Genomic DNA, 22,974 nt, shown 5'->3' with positions numbered 1-22,974 from the left:
AAAATGGCATATAGCAAAATGGCTGAAGTTTATGACGAGCTGATGGAACACGTTCCTTACGATGATTGGATGGTCATGATTCAGCAGATGATAGCTCGAACCAAAAGTCCTGTGCAATCGATTATGGACGTCGGTTGCGGCACGGGGATTATTACGAGAAAGTTGGCAGCGGGCGGTTACACAATGACGGGTGTAGATCAGTCTGGTGAAATGCTGAGACAAGCACAAAAAGAGACAGTCTCTGCTGATAACATAGACTGGGTGGAAGCTGATATTACAAAATTAGATGATTGGAAACAGCACTATGATATGGTAATCAGCTGCTGCGATGTCATCAATTATGTCACAGATGTTACAGACGTAGAAAAAGCGTTTCAAAATATCCATCAATCGTTAAAACCGGATGGTATATTTTTCTTCGATGTCCATTCAATGCATACTGTGGAAGATATCTATCTTGGACAGACATTTTCCGATGTAACGGATGAAGCAGCTTATATTTGGGAATGCATCCCTGGCGATGAGCCAGGGGAAATGTATCATCAGCTTACTTTTTTCCGGCAGGAACAAGGAGAACATTTTATCCGTTTTCAAGAGACGCATCATCAACGTACATTTCCGATAGCTACTTATCAACATATGTTAAAAAAAATTGGATTTAAAAAAATCCATATTTACGCTGATTTTTCATTAGAAAAAGATATTTGGGATGAACAATCAGAAAGATTTTTCTTTTTAGCTGAAAAGTAATCGTATAAAAGTCAATTTTACGCTGTTTTCTTAAAAAAAGGAGATTACCTTTCTTTGTCGAAATAATATTATGATGGAATGCTATTTTGACAAAGAAGGAGGTAATATCTTTTGTATTGGTTAAAGAAATATAAATTCCTTTTGATTATGATTGCTGCTGTCATTGTATTTGTTATCTTTGTTAGTAAGAAAGACGCCTCTGATCCGTTGTCAGCCTCATTAATCCCTCCTGATCAAGAAGACCCGGCAGAAACGCCGCTTGTTGAAGAAACCGAAGAAGAACAGCCACAACCTCAGCCACAAACGCAAACGGCATTGGTCGATGTCAAAGGAGAAGTGACAGAACCGGGAGTATATGAAATGGAAGAAGGCGATCGCGTCCAGGATATTGTGGAACGTGCCGGCGGTTTCACTGGAGACGCGGACATTGTTCAAGTAAACTTAGCGCAGGCTGTTCAGGATGAAATGGTTATTGTCATACCGGCTGTCGGTCAGGAAGAAGAGAATACAGAAAATGATGTCACAGAAGAACAGTCGGAGAGCGGGAAAATAAAAATAAATACTGCTTCCAGTGAAGAACTGACACAACTGCCTGGTATTGGTCCTGCTAAAGCAGAAGCGATTATTGCCCATCGTGATGAACATGGGCAGTTTCAAAAGGAAGCGGATTTACTGGAGATTTCCGGCATCGGCGAAAAAACACTGGAGACGCTTATGGAGCACATCCAAGTGCCGTAGAAAAAAAGAGAAAGAGGTAATTAGCATGGAGAGAATTGCTTGGAATCAGTATTTTATGGCGCAAAGTCATCTTTTAGCTTTGCGTAGTACATGTACACGCTTAATGGTTGGTGCAACAATCGTCCGCGATAAACGTATTATTGCCGGCGGTTATAATGGAAGTGTTTCCGGGGATGTGCATTGTATCGATGAGGGATGTTATGTCATTGATGGGCATTGTGTGCGAACGGTACATGCAGAAGCAAATGCACTGCTTCAATGTGCTAAATTTGGTGTGCCAACAGAAGGCGCAGATATTTATGTTACGCATTTTCCTTGTCTGCAATGCTCCAAACAGCTTGTGCAAAGCGGTATCAAAAATTTATATTACGCAGAAGATTATAAGAATCATCCTTATGCTGTGGAGTTATTTGAACAAGCCGGGGTACGTACACAAAAGGTGCCATTGGTTGATGCTGTGGTTGATACGAAGTTTGAGGAAAAGAATGCGTTTGTCCAGGAACTTATGGAAAAGTTGGAAACCGCAAATTTATCTCCTGATGAAAGGGAGAAAATAAAAGCAGATGCAACGCGATTATTCTTTAATGAAGAGAACAAACAGTGAGAGGATACTGGCATTTTCCTGCTATTGCATCTGTATTAGCCATTTTATATCATCTGTTGGATATGAAATGGCTGTTCCTTCTTTTTATCTTATGGTTCCTGTGGCTTAAGTTTCTGAAAAAAATGAATATTGCGGTCTGGCTGATGACACTGCTCAGTTTCATCACATTTATCTATATTATTCCAAAAGTTCCCCAGACAGCATTTGAGGAACATGCAGTAGAAGCAGAAATTAGCGGAGAGATTGAAGGTGAAGTGAAAATCAGTTCGGAACAAATCCAATTCACGCTTCTTCCATCCGATAATTCCTCCAAACTCCTCGTTACGTATTTTCCTGAAAAAGATGAGAATGTTCGAGAGATACCTCTCAACCATTCCCTGTTTCATGGCTCCAAGTGTACGATCCAGCAAAGTATTGAAATACCGCCTTCCAGTACAAACCCCGCCCAGTTCGATTTCCGTCAATTTTTACTTAAAAACCAAATTACCCACCAGGCTGTGTTAGAAGATTTTAATCAAATACAATGTGTCACAGAAAAAGGCGTGCTGCCTTCTCTGTATAAACTACGGACAAATTTGCTGAATCAGATGGAAACCGCTTGGAGTGATGATACATCGCCATGGATTCATGCCATTGTATTTGGAGATACCTCAGCTATGGAAGAATCCGTAACAGAATTATTCCAGCGATTTGGATTATCACATATTATCGCCATCTCCGGTACCCATGTGATACTGGTTATTGCTTTTTTATATTTGATTTTAGTCAAAGGTAATATCATGACGAAAGAGAAAACACAGCTGTTGCTTATTTTCTTTCTTCCCGTGTATGCCATATTGGCCGGTGCTAATCCGCCTGTTCTCCGCGCTGCTTTGATGATGGCAGTCCTCCTCGTTTTTCAAAAACTGCAATGGAAACTCCCTTATTCTGATCTATTATGTATTGTTTTTATGGTATTTATCCTTTGGGATCCTTATATGATTTATCAAGTCGGTTTTCAATTCTCATTTGCTGTGACCTTTGCCATCCTATTATCACAAGAGTGGATTAGCCGGTCAAAATCACCAGTATGGAAAGTTTTTCAAATAAGTTTTATTGCACAAATGGCCATTCTTCCGCTGCAGATTTATTATTTTAACATCTTCCATCCGCTATCGATTTTTATGAATGTAGTAGTTATTCCTTACTTTACTTTCTTTGTCATTCCACTTTTGTATATCTTTACAATGATTCATTTTTTGCCTGCTTCTATTTTAGCCATTTTTGATGATAGCTTTCTTTTCATTCATTCGAGAGCACTGCTATTTATGGAATGGATTGATGAGACCTTTCCTTCACCAATCTATTTAGACCAGTTGCCCGTCTTCGGGGTGGTTGTTTATTTCGTTTGTTTTTTCTTATTTATGAAATTTGTGGAACATAGACAGGAGAAATTAGCATGGCTGGCAGGGATTATTTTTATACTTCCGATTTTAATAACTGCAAGTAAGCCGTATTTTCAGGAAGAAGGTATTATAACGATGTTTGATATGGGGCAGGGAGACGCTATTTTGGTGGAATCCGAAAAAAGAGAAGCTGTGGTTATGATTGATGCAGGATCTGCTTTTCATTTTGAAGATATGGAACCGACGAGAGGCGTATATAAGAATATTATCCGTGCTTATTTTCATCAGCGCGGGATAAAAGAGCTGGATGCGATTATTGTGTCACATGACGATATCGATCATTTTGGAAGTATCCGTTATATTTTAGAAGAGGTTCACGTCAAAGAATTAATCGTAAGCCCTTATTTTGATCGGGCTTTATTAGAAGAATTTCAGCAGATACAACCTGATTTAAATATGACTTACGCACAAGCAGGAGATACCCTGCATTTTAATGATGTGATGACTTTTCAAGTATTGGCACCTGATGCAGATAAAGGAAATCCAAACGATAATTCGGTGGTTTTGTATACAAATCTGGGGCTGAATTGGCTGTTTACAGGGGATATTAGCAAGGAAATAGAAGAGCAGATTATACGTAACTATCCGGGATTGCAAGTCGATATTTTAAAGGTTGCTCACCATGGCAGTAACACATCGACAAGTGAAGTGTTTATCGATGCTGTCAAGCCGCGTGCAGGTCTGATTTCTGTAGGGAGAAATAACCACTATCATCACCCCAACGAAGAAGTGCTGGAAATACTGGAAGCCAATCAAGTACAAGTGTACCGAACAGATCAACAAGGTGCGATTCAATTTTATTATACGAAAGATGGCGGAGGAACATTTTCAACGTTTTTACCATAACCTAGAATGAGAACGTACTTCTTTTGAAAACAAAAAAAGAAGAGATGTAATCCCTTCCTTTTTGACCTTTTATCTCTTTTATTATCGGCCGATTACGCTGATGGCAACGCCAATTGCAAAAATGATAAAGAAAAAGAGAAATGAAAAGGTAAATCCTTTAATGGAGTCTACAACATCGCTGCCTTTGTACTGCGGATCTTTTTCGAATTCGTTCAAGATATACCCCTCCTATACTCACAACTATAGTATAAATCATCCATATCAAAAAATCTACACTCTTTATGCGTTTCTTTCATAAGGAATACAGCCATTTTTAGCAACAGTTGTCATCTATACTTTTTGCCAGGAAGCACAAATTATATATAGGCAAATATCGTTCTTAAAATTTGTTTCTAGGGCTTATTTTAAGACGTTTATTATAGATGCTTTATAAGGGAGAAACGTAAAAGTATGGCGTTTCTTCCTTTATTTTTGTTCTTGCGTTTATGTCTGCTTCCGTATAGGATAAAAAGAGATGAAATTTTGAGAGGATAGGAAGCGACATATTCATGATGGATCAAATTACAAAAATTAAAAGCAATCAAATCCAGCCTGTTTACTTTGCTTTCGGGACAGAGTCTTTTTTTCTGGAACAATTAAAAAAGCGCCTGGTAAATACGGTTTTAGAGGGGGACAAGACGAATTTGTCCCTATATGATTTGGAAGAGACACCTGTTCAAGATGTGTTAGCAGATGCAGAGACATTTCCTTTTTTTGGCGATCGTAAGTTAATAATTGCAAGTAATGCATCTTTTGTAAAAACAAAACCGGATAAAACGCCATTTGAACATGATATAGCATACTTACAGGAATACCTGCAAAACCCGCCGGAATATTCTATTTTACTGATCATAGCACCATATGAGAAATTAGATGAACGTAAAAAAGTAACCAAACAATTAAAAAAGCAGACATATGCTGTGGATTGCCAGGCAGTGCAGGAAAAAGATGCAAAAACATGGATTCAAAGCCTGATGAAGTCATACGGAATAGATATCGATCGAGAGGCAATGGAGATATTAGAGGCAGAAGTATCGAGTAATATCCAGCTCTTGCAAAGTGAAATTGGGAAGCTGGCGCTTTATGTTGGCGAAAATGGCGTTGTTACAAAAGAAGTTGCGCGGCAGCTGGTATCACACACACCGACTACAACCTCTATCGCACTTGTGGATGCTGTTATGAAAGGGAGTATTCAGGAAGCGATTGAAATTTATAAGGATTTGGAAAAAATGAATGAAGATCCAATTGCAATGATTGGTTTGCTTGCTTATCAATTTCGAATGATTTTAAGAGTGAAGCAGCTGAAAAAGAAGGGCTATTCGCAATTTCAAATTCAGAAGAATATTGGTGCGCACCCATATGTGATTAAGGTAGCAATGGCAAGGGAAGCGAAATTAACTGAAGAACGTCTGGCTTATATCCTTTGTCAGCTTGCAGAAACGGATGCAAAAATGAAACAGGGGCTGATGGAAAAAGGGTTAGCTTTTGAGCTGCTGTTAATGGACTTGGTGTAGGACTCATTGCGTATGTAGTAAAAATGAGGAATAAAAAAGGTGAAGTATCTACGGTTGTTTTTCCATACTTACTTCACCTTTATTTATTAATATACTTATGCGTTTATTTTTTTAGCTAAACGAGCCTTTTGACGATTAGCGTTATTTTGGTGGATAACACCTTTTTGTGCTGCTTTATCAATCAACTTATTAGCAGATTGGAAAACAATTTTTGCATTTTCAATGTCGTTTGCTTCTACAAGTTTATCCACACGTTTGATCTCTGTGCGCATAGCAGAAAGTTTAGCGTTGTTATTAGCTCGTTTCTTTTGGTTAACTTCTACGCGTTTTACTGCAGATTTAATATTTGCCATGTTTATTCACCTCCTAAAAAGTGTACGATTCTAAAAAAACATGTTTTATGATGGTTTCATCTGTTGTCTGTTTTATCCGTACGACAAGATGTATTTTACCAAAGCTGTCCCATCTTTTCAATAGTATTATTGCTTCACCTGAAAATTGGTATGAAAAAAATAAAAGCAGCACATGCTAAGTATGTTTCATGATGCGAGTAAAGCAAGCATTATTTTTGTGAAGAACTTGTATGCAGACAGCCGATATTTGTATTGAAAAAAGGGGTGTGATGGGATGGAAAATGCAGAGAATCAGTTCCAGGTAAGAACGGATTTAGCAGTGGAAGCAAAAGACATGTATACGGAAAAGCAGGAGAATCAAGAAAAGCAAGATATCACAGGGGTCACATATAAAGAAACGACGACAAAGGGTATACAAATTTCGTATGTGACAATTGATGATAAAGGTGCTGAACAAATCGGAAAGAAGCCGGGTAACTATGTCACCATTCATGCGGATGGTGTCAAAAAACAAGATACAGAGAAACAGCATCAGGCAGCAAAAATACTGGCAAAAGAGCTGGAAGATTTAATCAGAAAACAAGATTTACCAGATAAAGCATCATGCTTGATTGTTGGTTTAGGAAATTGGAATGTAACCCCTGATGCGTTAGGGCCGATGACCGTGGAGAAAGTGCTGGTGACCAGTCATCTATTTCGTCTGCAGCCGGAATCAGTCGCAGAAGGTTATGCCGAAGTGGCCGCTATGTCACCGGGGGTAATGGGGGTAACAGGAATTGAAACCAGTGATTTTATTTTTGGTATTGTAGAAAAGTATCAGCCTGATATGGTTATCGCTATTGATGCGCTTGCATCGAGATCCATCAGCAGAGTCAATGAAACAATCCAATTATCTGATACAGGTATTCATCCAGGTTCCGGGGTCGGCAATAAGCGCAAGGAAATAAGTGAACAGACGCTGGGCATCCCGGTGATTGCTATTGGTGTACCAACAGTGGTAGATGCTGTAACCATTACAAGTGATACCATCGATTATGTATTGAAACATTTTGGAAGAGAATGGAAAGAAAAAGATGACCCGTCCAAATCGCTAACGCCTGCCGGGATGAATTTTGGATCGAAACAATTAACTGAGGAAGATTTGCCGGAGAAAGCGCAGCGGGAAAAGTTATTTGGTATGATAGGCGGCCTGTCAGAGGAAGAAAAGAGACAGTTGATTATGGAAGTGTTGACGCCGATTGGTCATAATTTAATGGTCACCCCGAAAGAAGTCGATGGTTTTATGCTTGATATGGCCGAAGTAATAGCAAATGGTTTAAATGCAGCTTTACATGAAGCGGTAACAATTGATAATTTTTCAAGTTATTCGAGGTAAATACGTTTCTCCACTTCCTCTATCAAGTCTATTTTTTTCGTTTTACACGGTTCTATTTTCTCTACTTCACTCATAGGTTGAACTATAGAGTGATTAGAGAAAGGTGGGATCGTGTATTTTTATGAAGCGAAATAACTGGAGTAAAATGGTACAGACCTTTTCTCGGCGAAGCGGCCTTTATATGATATGTTTTGTGGGTATATTTCTATTAATCAGTATATTAACAGCAGTACAGCCTGCTTATCGATTTTCATCCGATATGCTTAACAGTTGGACAAAAGAAATGGACAGTACAGTTTTTTATCATTTAATTACAATGGAAAACCGGGCATATAAACAAAGTTTTCCTGAAGGGGAAGCAGAAATACCAAAAATGTCTGATGTATTCTTTGAGCTGACATCGAATGTGACACCAACTGATCCCAGAACGTTGTTTGGCAATGAAATTCCGGGTTTTTCAATATATGATAATCAATTATTAATGGCAAGCGATAATGATTTTACTCATTTTCCAATAGAATCGAATCCGCCTTTAGAAGAAGTGTTACGAGAGAGAGAAGCGGTACTGACAGAAGAGGATGAAACCGAGGAGACAGAGGAAACAGAGGAAACAGAAGAGTCTGAAGAGCCGGAAGAAGAAATTGAAAATGAACAGACAACCGGTGACCGAGATGTTGTATTTATCTATAATACGCACAATAGAGAGTCTTTTTTACCGCATTTGCCGAATGAAACAGATCCTGACGGGGCCATGCACGGAGAAATTAATATAACAAAAGTCAGTGATCGCTTAGCGGCTGAACTTGAAAGGCAGGGAATTGGTACACAAGTAGATGATACGGATTTTGGTGCCCTTTTGGATGAGCGGGGAATGGGATACCATCAATCTTATGAAGTCTCTCGCGATATTGTTACGGAAGCAGTAGCAGGTAATCAGGAAATTCAATATGTGTTTGATCTTCATAGGGATTCTCTAAGGAAAGACAAGACAACACAAACCATTGATGGAGAAGAATATGCAAAAATTCTATTTGTTATTGGTACGGGACATCCGGATTATGAAAAGAACCTAAAAGTTGCAACAGAATTACATGGATTGCTTGAAGAAGAATATCCAGGGTTAAGCCGAGGCGTGTTTCAGAAAGATGGTTCCAGTGGAAATGGCGTATATAATCAGGATGTGGAAGGCAATGCATTACTGATTGAGTTTGGCGGTGTCGATAATACCATGGAAGAACTGAATCGTTCCGCGGATGTGTTAGGGGAAGTGTTCAGCGATTATTATTGGGATGCTGAAGCAGTACAGTCTGATGAATAGGGGGAAGTTTTGATGCGAAATATCATTATATTGTTGTTACTTGTCATCTTTTTTCTTAGCGGACTGGTATTTGGGATGCAGAAGAATGAGACAGCTGAACAAACTGCTCCCTCCAGCAATCCCACGAGTGAAGTGATAGAAGAAGAACCAGTGGAGACAAAGGATGAAGAAGAGATGATTATTGCGGAAACAGATGTACTTGAAGAAGGAAATTACTCCTTAACAAATCGTGCGGCTGCTGCGATGGGAGGAATTGTTAAGCAATTATTTGAAGTAATCGTCTCCATTATGTATGGAATCGGAGAGCTGTTTTTTTAAAAGAATAAGAAAGAATAACGTTTTGTAATGTTGTGAGGTTAAGCCGACCACTCCGGAAAAACACGACGCTTTACTAAGTTAATCATTGAATCTCAAGGCATCAATTGCTATAATCAAAGCTAGTAATTGACGCCTTTTAAGATGAAAAGAAATTTAGGTAGTGCAGGAAAAATTAGGAGTGTGCGCGAAATGACGAATACAAAAAGAAACGTCAGAAACTTTTCGATCATTGCCCATATTGACCATGGAAAGTCAACATTAGCAGATCGAATTCTTGAAAATACAGAAACCGTTACAAAACGTGAAATGAAAGACCAGCTGTTAGATGGCATGGACTTGGAACGTGAACGCGGTATAACCATTAAATTGAATGCAGTGCAATTAAAATATACAAACAAAGCCGGAGAAGAATTTATTTTCCACTTAATTGATACACCTGGCCATGTCGACTTCACATATGAGGTATCCAGAAGCCTGGCTGCCTGTGAAGGAGCTATTCTTGTAGTGGATGCAGCACAAGGAATTGAAGCACAGACATTGGCGAACGTCTATTTAGCAATGGAAAATGATTTAGAAATTATTCCGGTCATTAATAAAATTGATTTGCCAAGTGCCGATACAGAAAAAGTTAAAAAAGAATTAGAAGATGTATTAGGGATTGACGGTGATGAAGCCATTTTAGCTTCTGCAAAAGCGAATATAGGAATTGAAGAAATTCTGGAGCGTATAGCAGAAGACGTTCCGGGGCCTCCTGGAGAAGCAGAAGATCCATTAAGAGCGTTAATTTTTGACTCGCTGTATGATACGTACCGCGGAGTTATCGCTTATGTCTGTGTGAAAGAAGGCTCTATTAAAGTCGGAGATAAAATTAAAATGATGGCTACAGACAAAGAATTCGAGGTAAACGAAGTAGGTGTATTTACCCCGAAACAGCTTCCTAAAAAAGAACTGACTGTCGGCGATGTCGGCTATTTAACAGCGTCGATTAAAAATGTCGGTGATTCCCGTGTCGGGGATACCATTACATTAGCTGACAGACCGGCTGATGAAGCACTGCCCGGTTACCGCCGTCTGAATCCGATGGTATTCTGCGGACTCTTTCCGGTAGACTCCAATGATTATAATGATTTAAGAGAAGCATTGGAGCGCTTGGAACTGAATGATTCTTCCCTGCAGTATGAGCCGGAAACTTCTCAGGCGCTTGGTTTTGGTTACCGTTGCGGATTCCTGGGATTACTTCATATGGAGATTATTCAGGAACGGATTGAAAGAGAATTTGGCATTGGTTTAATTACAACTGCTCCAAGTGTTATTTTTGAAGTAGAATTGACAAATGGAGATGTTTTTTCTGTGGATAACCCGTCAGAAATGCCGGATCCGCAAGTAATTGAAGAAGTACGCGAGCCGTTTGTAGAAGCTACGATAATGGTACCGAATGATTATATCGGTGCTGTGATGGAAATTGCCCAAAAGAAACGCGGTAATTTTGTAGATATGCAATATTTAGATGATATTCGTGTTAACGTCATCTATCATATCCCGCTTTCAGAAATTGTTTATGATTTCTTTGATCAGTTAAAATCACAGACAAAAGGGTATGCGTCCTTTGACTATGAATTAATTGGATATCAACCTTCTCGTCTTGTGAAAATGGATATATTGCTTAATGGGGAATCGATTGATGCGTTGTCGCTGGTTGTCCACCGTGATTTTGCGTATGAACGTGGAAAGCAGATTGTGGAGAAACTGAAGAATTTAATCCCAAGACAGCAATTTGAAGTGCCGATCCAGGCAGCCATCGGCAATAAAATTGTAGCGCGGTCTAATATCAAAGCAGTCCGTAAAGATGTGACAGCCAAACTTTATGGCGGAGATATTTCCCGAAAAAGAAAGCTTCTTGAAAAACAGAAAGAAGGAAAGAAACGGATGAAGATGGTAGGCGCCGTTGAAGTCCCTCAAGAAGCGTTTATGGCTGTTTTGAGGATGGATGATGATTAAGTATTGATTTCATAAGGGTTAAAGGAAAATAGATACTTGCGATAAAGTGCAAGTATCTATTTTGCCGTCCATATGCCACCGTGTTCATTTTAGCGATATAGAAAATCTGCATTTTGGATGTTTTATTAGGGTAATCCATTTTGCATGAAAGGGTATCGGAGTTTTTGTTTTCTATAGAGAAAGGAAGTTCATACAATGCGCGTTCAGTCAGTATATATTCATATCCCTTTTTGTAAGCAAATTTGCCACTACTGCAATTTTGTAAAGTATTATTACATGGAGAAGAAGGCAGATGCATTTATAGATGCGTTAATAAAAGAAATAGATACAGCCATTCCTGGTAAAGGAAATGTTTTTCGGACCATTTATATGGGTGGCGGAACACCTACAGCATTGTCAATGGAACAATTGCAAAAGCTCTTTCAGTTTTTACATGAAAAATTTGATCTTGCCGCTTGTGAAGAATTTACGATAGAAATTAATCCGGGAGACATCGACGCTGAAAAGGCCAGACTTTTGTATCATTATGGTGTGAATCGGATTTCATTTGGTGTCCAGGTAATGGATGATGCGATGCTTGAAAAAATCGGGCGTATGCATCGTGTGAAAGATGTTTATACAACCGTGGAAATTCTTACGCAGGCGGCGTTTACCAACATTAGTCTGGATTTGATTTATGCGCTCCCTGATCAAACCGTTTCCCACTTCGAAAAAACATTAAAAGAAGCACTTCAATTTGGTCTTCCGCATTATTCCACATATGCATTGCAAATTGAACCCAAAACGGTTTTTTACCATAAACGGCGAAAAGGGATGCTTCATCAGCCGCCCGAAGATGCTGAAGTGGAGATGTACCGGTTGCTCCAGAACCATATGAAAAAACAAGGTGTTTATCAGTATGAAATCAGTAATTTTGCCAAACCGGGGTATGAGAGCAAACACAATTTAACCTATTGGAATAATGATTATTATTTTGGTTTTGGTGCTGGTGCTCACGGCTATTTGCCCGGGAAGCGTACGGCAAATTACAAACCGTTAGGAACGTATATAAGAGAAATTGACCGTACAGGGTCAGCGGTCGAACATCTGGAAGAAATAACATTACAGGACCGGATTGAAGAAGAATTGTTTCTGCAGCTCAGAAAAGCAGAAGGGATTAATACACAAGCTTTTAGGGAAAGATATCATTTGTCGCTGGAAAAATTATACCGTGAAGAATTAAGTCAGCTGATACGAGATGAATTACTAATGTATCAAGACGGAAACTATGCATTGACAAATCAGGGTATGCTTCTGGGAGACAGGGTGTTTCAGGAATTTTTATTACTGGAGGATTTTTCGGAAAAACTGGAAATTGCCCGTTCTTAAACACCGTTTCCGGTTTTCGTATCTTCATAAATGAACAGGTTGTGTTTCATTCTTTATCATGCAGAAGCAAAAATGATAGAAAGGAAAAACCAAACTGTTTGACAAAAGAAAATGAATTTGATAATTTTATAATAGATTTAGCACTCATAACAAGAGAGTGCTAACAGAGGTGATCATCATGTTAACAGATAGGCAACTTATGATATTGCAGGTCATTATTGATGATTTTATAGAGTCTGCTAAACCGGTAGGGTCAAGGGCACTATCTAAAAAAGATACGTTGCCATTTAGCGCCGCAACAATCCGGAATGAGATGGCGGACTTAGAAGAATTCGGTTTTTTGGAAAAAACGCATACCTCTTCTGGACGTGTGCCATCAGAAAAAGGGTACCGTTATTATGTTGATCATTTAATTGGTCCGGAAATTCATCAACATGGATTGGGAATCATTGAAAAATTAACGAATAACGGGGTATATGAATTTGAACAGATTGTACAAACGGCAGCGGAGGCTCTTTCGCAATTAACCAATTATACGTCCATTATTCTCGGACCGGAGATGTTTGAAACGACAGTAAAAAATATTCAAGTACTGGCACTGTCCGACCAATCAGCAGTAGCTATTTTAGTCACAAATACCGGGCATGTAGAGCACCGTTCATTTACCTTGCCAAAAGGTATTTCATCATCTGATATCGAAAAGCTTGTAAACATTTTGAATGACCGTCTTCAAGGAGTGCCGCTTTATCGGCTGCCTGAGGTTATCCAAAATGAGGTAGCTTCTTTAATGATGAAATATATGGATGATGTAGGGTCATCCCTTCATTGGATTCGCGCGCTATTTACCCAAGAGCAAGCGGTGAAACTTTATTTTGGCGGCAAAGCAAATATATTGATGCAGCCGGAATTTAATGATGTCGATCGCATCCGCTCTTTTTATTCCTTGATGGAACGCGAAGATGAAATTGTAAATCTCTTGAAAAACTCCAATCAAGGTATTAAAGTATCTATTGGACATGAAAATGAAGTGGAAGAGATTAAAGACTTAAGTTTGATTACCGCTTCTTACCATATCGGCGGCGGACAGATGGGAACCATTGCATTAATAGGTCCTACGAGAATGGAGTACAAAAAGGTATTATCCTTAATGGAAAGCATCTCCAAGGAAATGACTGGCGCAATGCGGAAATGGTATAGTGATAAATCCTGAGTGAAAGGACGCGGTTCTTTCCACAAGGATTTTGGTTTTCTGTCTATATCTTCTATGGTATAGTTTTTAATTGGAATTTAGAAAAGAGGTGCTTGAGTAAATGGCAGAGAATGAAAAAAAAGAAGAAGAATCGCTGCAAGAAGAACAGGAAATTGTTGATGCGGCAGCGGACGAAACAGAAACAGAGACTGAATCTGCAGACGAAACGAATGATGTAGAAGCTCAGGCAGAAGCTTTGAAAAATGAAAAAGAAGAGCTTGAGAACCGTCTGCTTCGCTTGCAGGCAGAGTTTGACAACTACAAACGCCGCACATTAAAAGAGCGCGAAGCAGAACGTAAATACAAAGCACAGGATATGGTTCAGGAACTGCTTCCTGTGATGGATAATTTTGAACGCGCACTGCAGGTTGAAGTGTCCGGAGAAAACGAAAGTATACTGGAAGGAATTGATATGGTATACCGTCAATTACAGGACGTATTTTCTTCGCAGGGTGTGTCTGTTATTGAAACAGAAGGTGCAGATTTTGATCCGAATATACACCATGCTGTCATGCAAGTGGAAGATGACTCTGTAGAAACAAATAAAGTTGTTGAAGAGCTGCAAAAAGGCTATCTTCTAAAAGACAGGGTTATCCGGCCTGCAATGGTAAAAGTCAATAAATAATGAAATAGTGTACAGTAGGAATGAAGGAGGAAATAAACTATGGGTAAAATTATCGGAATAGACTTAGGAACAACAAACTCATGTGTATCAGTAATGGAAGGCGGCGAGGCAGTCGTTATCCCAAACCCGGAAGGAAATCGTACAACTCCTTCTGTTGTATCTTTTAAAAACGGGGAAAGACAAGTCGGAGAGGTTGCTAAACGTCAGGCAATCACAAATCCAAATACCGTTCAATCCATTAAGCGTCATATTGGTACAGACTATAAAGTAACCATTGATGATAAAGAATATACACCACAAGAAATTTCAGCAATTATTCTGCAACATATTAAAGCATATGCAGAAGATTATACAGGTGAAACGGTAGATAAAGCTGTTATTACGGTTCCTGCTTATTTCAATGACGCAGAGCGCCAGGCTACAAAAGATGCTGGTAAAATTGCTGGTCTTGAAGTAGAACGTATTATTAATGAACCAACAGCAGCAGCACTTGCATATGGTATTGATAAAGATGATCAAGATCAAACAATTCTAGTATATGACCTTGGCGGCGGTACATTCGACGTATCTATCCTGGACATTGGCGACGGTACGTTTGAAGTTGTTGCTACAGCCGGAGACAATCGTCTTGGCGGGGATGACTTTGACGAAGTAATCATCAAGCACATGGTAGAAGAATTCAGAAAAGAAAATGGTATTGACCTTTCTAAAGATAAAATGGCAGTACAACGTTTGAAAGATGCTGCTGAGAAAGCGAAGAAAGACTTGTCCGGTGTAGGACAAACGCAAATCTCTCTTCCATTTATCACAGCAGGAGATGCTGGCCCATTGCACTTGGAAATGACATTGACACGTGCGAAATTTGATGAATTATCAACAGAGTTAGTTGAGCGTACAATGAAACCGACACGCCGTGCACTTTCTGATGCTGGTTTATCTAAAAATGATATTCATAAAGTTATCTTAGTTGGTGGTTCCACACGTATTCCGGCAGTACAAGAAGCGATTAAGAAAGAATTAGGTCAAGATCCTTCTAAAGGTGTTAACCCGGATGAAGTGGTAGCACTTGGTGCCGCAATTCAAGGCGGTGTGCTGCAAGGTGACGTGAAAGACGTATTATTACTAGACGTAACACCACTTTCTTTAGGTATCGAAACACAGGGTGCAGTATTTACAAAATTAATTGAACGTAATACAACTATTCCGACAAGTGCATCCCAAACTTTCTCAACGGCAGCTGATAACCAGACTGCAGTAGATATTCATGTACTTCAAGGGGAACGTGAAATGGCAGCAGATAATAAAACGCTTGGCCGCTTCCAATTATCTGATATTCCGCCAGCACCACGTGGAATGCCTCAAATTGAAGTATCCTTCGATATCGATGCGAACGGTATTGTTAACGTAAGAGCAAAAGATTTAGGAACAAATAAAGAACAATCCATTACAATCAAATCTTCTTCTGGTTTATCTGACGATGAAGTAGATAAAATGGTAAAAGAAGCAGAAGAAAACGCAGAAGCGGATAAAGCACGCCGTGAAGAAGTAGAACTTCGCAACCAAGCTGATCAGCTTGTATTTACAACAGATAAAACATTGAAAGACTTAGGCGATAAAGTTTCTGATGAGGAAAAACAACAGACTGAAGCTGCAAGAGATGAATTAAAAGAAGCTTTAGAGTCTAATGATCAAGAGCAAATCCAAGCGAAGAAAGATGCGCTGGAAGAAAAAGTTCAACAGCTTTCTGCTAAGCTTTATGAGCAAGTACAACAAGAAGCTCAAGAGGCACAAGGTGCAGAAAATGCAGGGGAACAACAAGGCGATGACGTTGTTGATGCAGATTATACAGAAGTAGATGATGACGACAACGATAATAAAGAAAATAAATAAATGAACAAATAAACAATTTGTTGAAAGTTACTGAATAAAAGTCAAAGTCAGGATTCTCTTGGCTTTGACTTTTTTACAGAGGACGATAAACTGGAAATGATAAAAGCTTATAGTTGATTTGAATGAAAGCAGATATTCATTGTTGCCATAGACAATTGAATGATGATATGATTAAACCTATGCAATCAGAGTGTCGGGAGTGAGTAATTTGGCAAAAAAAGATTATTATGATCTTTTAGGTGTAGATAAGGACGCCTCAAAAGATGAAATAAAGAAGAGTTACCGGAAGCTGGCCCGTAAATACCATCCGGATGTCAATCAGGAAGAGGGTGCAGCAGAGAAATTTAAGGAAGTAAAGGAAGCTTATGAAGTTTTAAGTGATGATCAGAAGCGGGCACAATATGATCAATTTGGTCATGCAGGTCCACAAAGTCAAGGTTTTGGAGGTTTTGGCGGCGGTGGCGCACAAGACTTCGGCGGATTCAGCGATATTTTCGATATGTTCTTTGGCGGCGGCGGACGTACACGTGATCCGAACGCACCGCAACAAGGAGACGATTTGCAATATACGCTAATTCTCGATTTTGAAGAAGCCATTTTTGGGAAAGAAACGGATATTGAAGTACCGCAGGAGGAAGAGTGTGATACTTGCCATGGTTCAGGAGCAAAACCGGGGACAAAACCGGAAACCTGCTCGCATTGTCATGGATCAGGTCAGTTAAATGAAGAACAGAACACACCATTCGGCCGTGTCGTAAATCGTCGTGTCTGTCATTATTGTAACGGAACAGGTAAAATTATTCCGGACAAATGTGAAACATGTGGCGGTACTGGAACCGTTCATACCAAGAAAAAAATTCACATTTCTATTCCGGCTGGGATTGACGAAGGTCAACAAATCCGTGTATCTGGTAAAGGGGATGCAGGCAAAAATGGCGGCCCTCCAGGTGATTTATTTGTTGTTATTCGTGTTCGCAGACATGATTTCTATGTGCGGGAAGGCGACCATATTTTCTGTGAATTGCCGCTTACCTTTGCGCAAGCTGCGTTAGGGGATGAATTGGAAGTACCTACTGTACACGGCAAGGTTAAATTAAGAATTCCAGCTGGTACACAAGCAGGGAAAACATTCCGCTTGAAAGGAAAAGGTGCACCAAACGTTCATGGTAGAGGTCAAGGCGATCAGCATATTAAAGTAAAAGTAATGACGCCAACCAATTTAACAGATAAACAAAAAGATTTGTTGCGTCAATTTAATGAATTAGGTGGAAATGAATCCACAGATGAACAAGAGGATAATATTTTCCAACGCTTCCGTAAAGCGTTCAAAGGTGACTGATCAGAGTGTTCCTCCAGTTTGTAGTTTTGATGATATGTTAAGATAAGCAGACTGGAGGTATCTCTGTTTACATAGATATATAATATAAAATTTTTAGATGAAATTATTTTTATTCAGGAAAAGCCACGTCCAGCTCCAAGCGCCAAAAACTAGGAGATTTCCCGTCGCGCCCTACGATAAAGAAGACTAGGTGATTGCCAAGCCGACAGGCGCGGTCAGAGCCGTAGTCGCACTTATGCCCTGCGGGTATAAGTCAACATCGGTTCGTTACCTCACCGTGTTTCCTTTATCTCAGTTGCGCCGCTCCAATCTCTACGTTTTTAAACGGGCGCTTTGCGCTTTTGGCTTATAGATATATCAACAGAACGGCGGTGTTCCATATGAAGTGGTCAGAGATTACCATTCTTACAACAAACGAAGCAGTAGAGCCTATTTCTAATATTTTACATGAGACCGGAGCGAGTGGATTAGTGATTGAAGATCCATTGGATTTGGAGTATTTTGAGGGAGAAGGTTTTGGAGAAGTCGTGGAACTGGATCCCAATGATTATCCGGATGAAGGCGTCCGTGTCAAGGCATACTTGCCAATGAACAGTTTTTTAGGAGAAACAGTTGATGAGATTAAACAAGCAATCAATCAGTTATTGCTGTATGACATTGATATTGGGAAGAACCAGGTGAGCCTAAGTGAAGTCCATGAAGAGGAATGGGCAAGCGCATGGAAAAAATACTATAAACCCGTTAAAATATCCAATCGTGTGACGATTACGCCAACTTGGGAGGACTACAAGCCGGTATCAACGGATGAATTAATTATTGAGCTGGATCCAGGGATGGCTTTTGGAACAGGTACCCATCCGACAACAGTATTGAGTGTCCAAGGGCTGGAAGCTTATGTGCAGTCGGGTGATAAAGTGATAGATGTCGGCTGTGGATCAGGTGTCTTAAGCATTGCTTCGGTGAAATTAGGTGCTGCATCTGTACAAGCTTTTGATTTAGATGATATAGCTGTAAAAAGTACCAATTTAAATGTGAAATTAAATCATCTTTCAAACTATGTGACGGCAAAACAGAATAATTTGCTGGATGGTGTAGAAGAGCAGGCGGATGTCATTGTCTCCAACATTCTTGCGGAGATTATTGTCCGTTTTGTAGAAGATGCTTACAGCAATCTTCGTCCCGGTGGCCATTTTATTACTTCTGGTATTATTCAAAAGAAGAAACAATTGGTTCGTGACAGGTTAACAGAAGCAGGGTTTGATATTCTGTCTGTCAGCGAAATGGAAGATTGGGTTTCCATTATTGCCAAGAAACCGGATTAAAAGCAGGTGATCGAAACATGCAGCGTTATTTTATTTCGAAAGAACAGGTGACAGATCAAACTGTCAAGATTATAGGCGAGGATGTGCATCATATAACAAAGGTGATGCGGAATAAACCCGGTGATGAAATTATTTGTAATACGGATGACGGACGTGCAGCATGTTGTAAAATTGTAGAAGTACATGAAACAGAGGTGCAGGTAGAAATTGAAAATTGGCTGGATGAATCTGCTGAATTACCAGTCAAAGTAACGGTTGCACAAGGAATTCCAAAAGGAGATAAGTTTGAATGGATTCTACAAAAAGGGACAGAGCTGGGAGCTGCAAAATTTATTCCATTTGCAGCAGATCGATCGGTGGCCAAATGGAATGACCAGAAGTTTTCCAAAAAAGCAAATCGTTTCCGTAAGATTTTAAAAGAAGCTAGTGAGCAGAGCCATCGCAATCGGATTCCTGATCTGTCTCCTGTCATGCAGTTGAAAGCATTAATCAAAGAAAGCGAATCTTATACAGTAAAGCTTTTTGCATATGAAGAAGAGGCAAAAGGAGAGGCTGGAAATACTTCTGCTTTCGCTTTTGTATTGAGCAGCTTATCTGATGGGGACCGTATCTTGCTTGTTATCGGTCCGGAAGGCGGTATTTCTGAACAAGAAGCTAACCAGCTTAAAGCATCAGGGTTTCAGGCAATCCGGCTTGGAAAGCGGATTTTGCGTACAGAAACAGCAGCGTTATATGCGTTAACTGGTATTTCTTATCATTTGGAAGAGCTCATGTTTAAAAATTAGAAGGTAAAAGCAGCCGGAATGAGGTTGTTTTACCTTCTTTTAGTGAACAGAGGACAAAGCTTATATACTAAACGGGAAACAAACTTATGTACATATATACCCCCTTAGCGTCCATCAAGCTTTGAATCATAATAAGGGGATGCCATTTCTTTGCCTAAAATGATTGGTAATAACAGTGACAGGAGTGATAATGTTTGAATGGTGAAAGAGATATAAACATACAACATAATCCAACAGGAGCAGCCCGGTTAGGACTTGCATTGCTTCTCGGGCTGCTTGCTTTTTTAGGGCCGCTTAATATTGATATGTATTTGCCAAGTTTTCCGGAGATTACGCAAGATTTAGACACCAGTGCATCTCTGGTGCAGGTAAGTTTAACTGCGTGTTTACTGGGGCTTGCAATCGGGCAATTATTTGCCGGTCCAATCAGTGATGCGCAGGGCAGAAGGAAGCCGTTATTGATTGCTACGTTTTTGTTTGCTTTGGCTTCTATCCTTTGCGCAGTAGCTCCGAATATTATCGTGTTGATTGCAATGCGGTTTTTACAGGGATTAACAGCTTCAGCTGGCGTGGTCCTTTCTCGTGCAGTCGTGCGGGATGTATTCAGCGGGCAGGCACTGACGAAGTTTTTTTCATTATTAATGGTGATTAATGCCATTGCGCCGATGGTTGCCCCGATGATTGGCGGTTTTATTCTGGCATTTGAATCAACTAGCTGGAAAAGTATCTTTTACTTTTTAAGTATCGTCGGTCTGCTTATGGTTATTATTGTTGCGATGAAATTGAAAGAGACCTTGCCCTCTCATAAGCGGATACCGAGTTCTGCAGGGGCCTCGATAAAAACGATGGGCAGTCTGATGAAAGACCGTTCCTTTATCGGCTATGCCCTGGTCGTTGGTTTTATCCATGGCGGCAGCTTTGCTTATGTGTCCGGGACGCCGTTTGTCTATCAAGATATCTATGGTGTATCCCCACAAGTATTTAGTGTATTATTTGGGATCAATGGTCTGGCGATTATAACAGGCAGTTTTATTATCGGCCGTTTCAGCGGAATCATTCCTGAAAAAAAGATGCTGCAAACAGCTGTTACTACGGCTCTCGCAGCTACGTTTTTATTGCTTATCATGACAATCATCGAAGGCCCTTTAACACTAATCGTTCTATTCATTTTTATCTATATGACGACGATGGGGATGATATTGACAAGTACGTTTACATTGGGAATGGCTAAACAGGATCACCGCGCAGGAAGTGCGAGCGCCATTTTGGGCATGCTTCCGTTGTTACTTGGTTCCGTTTTTTCACCGCTCGCAGGCATAAGCGAGGAATCTGCCATTCCGATGGGAACGATTATATTTACGACCACGCTTATTGGTTTTATTGTTTTCTTTACACTTGTTAAAAAAGACGAGGCAAAAGCATCGTAAAGACCACTGTGAATCCGTTTAAAGATAACGTTAAAAAGAAGAAGTAGACATCGTAAGCTAATGTACCCTTCTTCTTTTTGTTTTAGGCCGTTCCCTGATTTGAATCGGTTTCGTTATTAGGTGTGTAATTTATTGCCGCAACCCGGCTGATACACGTTCCCCAAGTTCACGGGAAGCAAGGGAAAAATAGTGAAGACTCTGCACCTGCAAATTCCGCTCCACGCCTGTTAATGCCCCAACAAGATTCGATACAAGATGCGATTTTCCAGTCTGTGATAAGGATTGATAGAACTCTCCCGCCTGCGTAAAATCATCTTGCATGGTGATATCTGTGCGCACAAGTTTCCCTTCTACATAGGTACCTTCTCCGCTGGTTTGTAAATCGTCCGGCTGCCAATGCTTTTGCGCATTTACCGGCACATCACGGAATCGGGGACCAATACGATAACGCTGCGAATCCCAATAAATATTCGAGCGTCCTTGCAGGATTCTGTCATTGGACAATTCTGCGCCATCTAATAAGTTCGATGGGGAGAATGCAATCTTCTCTACCTGCTCCATGTAGTTATCCGGATTGCGATTCAGCACCATTTTTCCGACTGGATGAGGCGGGAACATCCTTTCATCCCACACTTTTGTGTCGTCAAGCGGATCATATGGAAGCTGTTCTGCTTCTCTTGGGTCCATCATTTGTACGTATAATCCGTATTCAACGGTTTCTCCGTTTGCTATCGTTTGAAAAAGGTCTTCGCCGGAATAATCCGGATTCATGGCAGCAAGTTTTTCTGCCTCCTCATTTGTAATGTATTCCACGCCATCAAATGGAACCCAAAGATATTTAATGTAGCGGCGTCTGCCTTCCGCATTTCGCCATACGTACGTACTGACACTGTGGCCGGGGATGTGACGAAAGCTTTTAACTGTGCCATGATCGGAAAACAGCCGAACAAAAAAAGCGGTGGATTCCGGCGTACTGGCGACAAATCTCCAAAGCCGGTTCGGATCCATCAAATTATTTTTCGGTGATGGTGCCATAGCTTCCACACTTTCTGCAAAACGTCTCGGATCCCGCAACGAAAAGATAGGAAGATGATTACAGATCAAATCAAAGATGCCATCATCTGTATAGAACTTCGTTGAAAAACCGCGCACATTTCGCAGCGTATCCGGCGTACCTTTATTGCTCGCTCCAAGGGAAAAACGGACGGCGACCGGAACGGTTTGGCCAGCTTGCTGAAGAAAGGGGAGTTTGGTGTATGCGCTCATACTGTGCAATGTTTCGAAATAACCGAAAGCTCCGTATCCTTTCACGTGTAAAGGCCGTTCCACGATTTTTTCATGAACAAGGTTCTCCAGTGATTCGTGCAAAATACTGTCCTGCTCCAGTATCGGGCCATTTTTGCCAACCGTCTGTGAATAAAGTGCTTCCGGATTATCGGTCTGTTTAGGCTGACGATTAGCATGCTTAGTTGCTGCTTCTGTTTTACGAACAGGGATACGCCTTCCTTGTGGGGAATGTTGGTTGTTATCGCTCATTATGTCCTCCTTATGAAAAATGTTCTACCTTATAAAGATATGACGGAGGTTTGTATTAATATGCATATTGAACGCTCTGCAAACGTAACTTCATTTTATATTAAAAGCCTGATGCAGCTATCAGGCTTTTTTTGT

Annotated in this window: 20 protein-coding genes; 17 read left to right on the top strand and 3 right to left on the bottom strand. The window is 40.2% G+C overall.

Annotated features, from left to right (window positions below; genetic code table 11):
* The first annotated feature begins 3 nt into the window (after positions 1-3).
* The 4 genes from B7E05_RS13400 to B7E05_RS13385 all read left to right on the top strand — a co-directional run bounded on the left by B7E05_RS13400 (position 4) and on the right by B7E05_RS13385 (position 4,383).
* A complete protein-coding gene (locus B7E05_RS13400; RefSeq protein ID WP_245833100.1) occupies positions 4-750 on the top strand; it encodes a class I SAM-dependent DNA methyltransferase in 747 nt (248 codons plus the stop codon).
* A 111-nt stretch (positions 751-861) separates the two neighbouring features.
* The gene (locus B7E05_RS13395; protein ID WP_245833099.1) at positions 862-1,488 is read left to right on the top strand and encodes a helix-hairpin-helix domain-containing protein; all 627 of its coding nucleotides are present in this window, start codon (positions 862-864) and stop codon (positions 1,486-1,488) included.
* A 25-nt stretch (positions 1,489-1,513) separates the two neighbouring features.
* On the top strand, positions 1,514-2,092 hold the full coding sequence (locus tag B7E05_RS13390) for a ComE operon protein 2 (RefSeq protein WP_080874670.1): 579 nt from the start codon (positions 1,514-1,516) through the stop codon (positions 2,090-2,092).
* Positions 2,089-4,383, top strand: a complete 2,295-nt coding sequence (locus B7E05_RS13385) for a DNA internalization-related competence protein ComEC/Rec2 (protein WP_080874669.1) — start codon at positions 2,089-2,091, stop codon at positions 4,381-4,383. Before B7E05_RS13390 ends, B7E05_RS13385 begins: the two co-directional genes overlap by 4 nt.
* Before the next feature lie 81 nt (positions 4,384-4,464).
* Here B7E05_RS13385 and B7E05_RS13380 read toward each other — a convergent pair whose 3' ends face one another.
* Entirely contained in the window at positions 4,465-4,599 is a 135-nt protein-coding gene (locus B7E05_RS13380) for a YqzM family protein (protein ID WP_080874668.1), read from the bottom strand.
* Positions 4,600-4,931: 332 nt separating this feature from the next.
* On the opposite strand from B7E05_RS13380, the gene holA reads away from it, so the two are divergent.
* Entirely contained in the window at positions 4,932-5,936 is a 1,005-nt protein-coding gene (gene holA, locus B7E05_RS13375; protein ID WP_245833098.1) for a DNA polymerase III subunit delta, read from the top strand.
* A 95-nt stretch (positions 5,937-6,031) separates the two neighbouring features.
* Here holA and rpsT read toward each other — a convergent pair whose 3' ends face one another.
* Positions 6,032-6,289 carry a 30S ribosomal protein S20 gene (gene rpsT, locus B7E05_RS13370; RefSeq protein WP_080874666.1) on the bottom strand — a complete coding sequence of 86 codons (258 nt, stop codon included), beginning with the start codon at positions 6,287-6,289 and terminating at the stop codon, positions 6,032-6,034.
* 274 nt (positions 6,290-6,563) lie between these two features.
* On the opposite strand from rpsT, the gene gpr reads away from it, so the two are divergent.
* The 12 genes from gpr to B7E05_RS13310 all read left to right on the top strand — a co-directional run bounded on the left by gpr (position 6,564) and on the right by B7E05_RS13310 (position 21,303).
* Positions 6,564-7,664 (top strand): GPR endopeptidase, encoded by a 1,101-nt coding sequence (gene gpr / locus B7E05_RS13365; protein WP_080874665.1) that lies wholly within the window; start codon positions 6,564-6,566, stop codon positions 7,662-7,664.
* A 181-nt stretch (positions 7,665-7,845) separates the two neighbouring features.
* The gene (locus B7E05_RS13360) at positions 7,846-8,982 is read left to right on the top strand and encodes a stage II sporulation protein P (RefSeq protein ID WP_245833097.1); all 1,137 of its coding nucleotides are present in this window, start codon (positions 7,846-7,848) and stop codon (positions 8,980-8,982) included.
* A 12-nt stretch (positions 8,983-8,994) separates the two neighbouring features.
* Positions 8,995-9,300, top strand: coding sequence for a hypothetical protein (locus B7E05_RS13355; RefSeq protein WP_080874663.1), 306 nt, complete (start codon positions 8,995-8,997; stop codon positions 9,298-9,300).
* Between the two features lie 189 nt (positions 9,301-9,489).
* Positions 9,490-11,298, top strand: a complete 1,809-nt coding sequence (gene lepA, locus B7E05_RS13350; protein WP_080874662.1) for a translation elongation factor 4 — start codon at positions 9,490-9,492, stop codon at positions 11,296-11,298.
* Positions 11,299-11,493: 195 nt separating this feature from the next.
* Positions 11,494-12,666, top strand: coding sequence for a radical SAM family heme chaperone HemW (gene hemW / locus B7E05_RS13345; RefSeq protein WP_080874661.1), 1,173 nt, complete (start codon positions 11,494-11,496; stop codon positions 12,664-12,666).
* Positions 12,667-12,844: 178 nt separating this feature from the next.
* Positions 12,845-13,876, top strand: a complete 1,032-nt coding sequence (gene hrcA, locus B7E05_RS13340) for a heat-inducible transcriptional repressor HrcA (RefSeq protein ID WP_080874660.1) — start codon at positions 12,845-12,847, stop codon at positions 13,874-13,876.
* A gap of 100 nt (positions 13,877-13,976) precedes the next feature.
* Positions 13,977-14,540, top strand: coding sequence for a nucleotide exchange factor GrpE (gene grpE / locus B7E05_RS13335; protein WP_080874659.1), 564 nt, complete (start codon positions 13,977-13,979; stop codon positions 14,538-14,540).
* 39 nt (positions 14,541-14,579) lie between these two features.
* Positions 14,580-16,430: a molecular chaperone DnaK gene (gene dnaK, locus B7E05_RS13330; RefSeq protein WP_080874658.1), complete on the top strand. Its 1,851-nt coding sequence runs from the start codon at positions 14,580-14,582 to the stop codon at positions 16,428-16,430.
* Between the two features lie 208 nt (positions 16,431-16,638).
* Entirely contained in the window at positions 16,639-17,769 is a 1,131-nt protein-coding gene (dnaJ, locus tag B7E05_RS13325) for a molecular chaperone DnaJ (protein WP_080874657.1), read from the top strand.
* 380 nt (positions 17,770-18,149) lie between these two features.
* Complete coding sequence (prmA, locus tag B7E05_RS13320) at positions 18,150-19,091, top strand: 50S ribosomal protein L11 methyltransferase (protein WP_080874656.1); 942 nt, start codon at positions 18,150-18,152, stop codon at positions 19,089-19,091.
* A gap of 17 nt (positions 19,092-19,108) precedes the next feature.
* Positions 19,109-19,876, top strand: a complete 768-nt coding sequence (locus B7E05_RS13315; RefSeq protein WP_080874655.1) for a 16S rRNA (uracil(1498)-N(3))-methyltransferase — start codon at positions 19,109-19,111, stop codon at positions 19,874-19,876.
* 218 nt (positions 19,877-20,094) lie between these two features.
* Positions 20,095-21,303: a Bcr/CflA family efflux MFS transporter gene (locus B7E05_RS13310; RefSeq protein WP_080876309.1), complete on the top strand. Its 1,209-nt coding sequence runs from the start codon at positions 20,095-20,097 to the stop codon at positions 21,301-21,303.
* Between the two features lie 129 nt (positions 21,304-21,432).
* Here B7E05_RS13310 and B7E05_RS13305 read toward each other — a convergent pair whose 3' ends face one another.
* A complete protein-coding gene (locus B7E05_RS13305; protein WP_080874654.1) occupies positions 21,433-22,839 on the bottom strand; it encodes a catalase in 1,407 nt (468 codons plus the stop codon).
* Between the last annotated feature and the right edge of the window lie 135 nt (positions 22,840-22,974).

It is taken from the genome of Oceanobacillus timonensis, assembly GCF_900166635.1.
Taxonomy (GTDB): domain Bacteria; phylum Bacillota; class Bacilli; order Bacillales; family Amphibacillaceae; genus Oceanobacillus; species Oceanobacillus timonensis.
The sequence above is the reverse complement of the archived record's forward strand: the minus strand, read 5'-3'. Positions and strand labels throughout refer to the sequence as shown.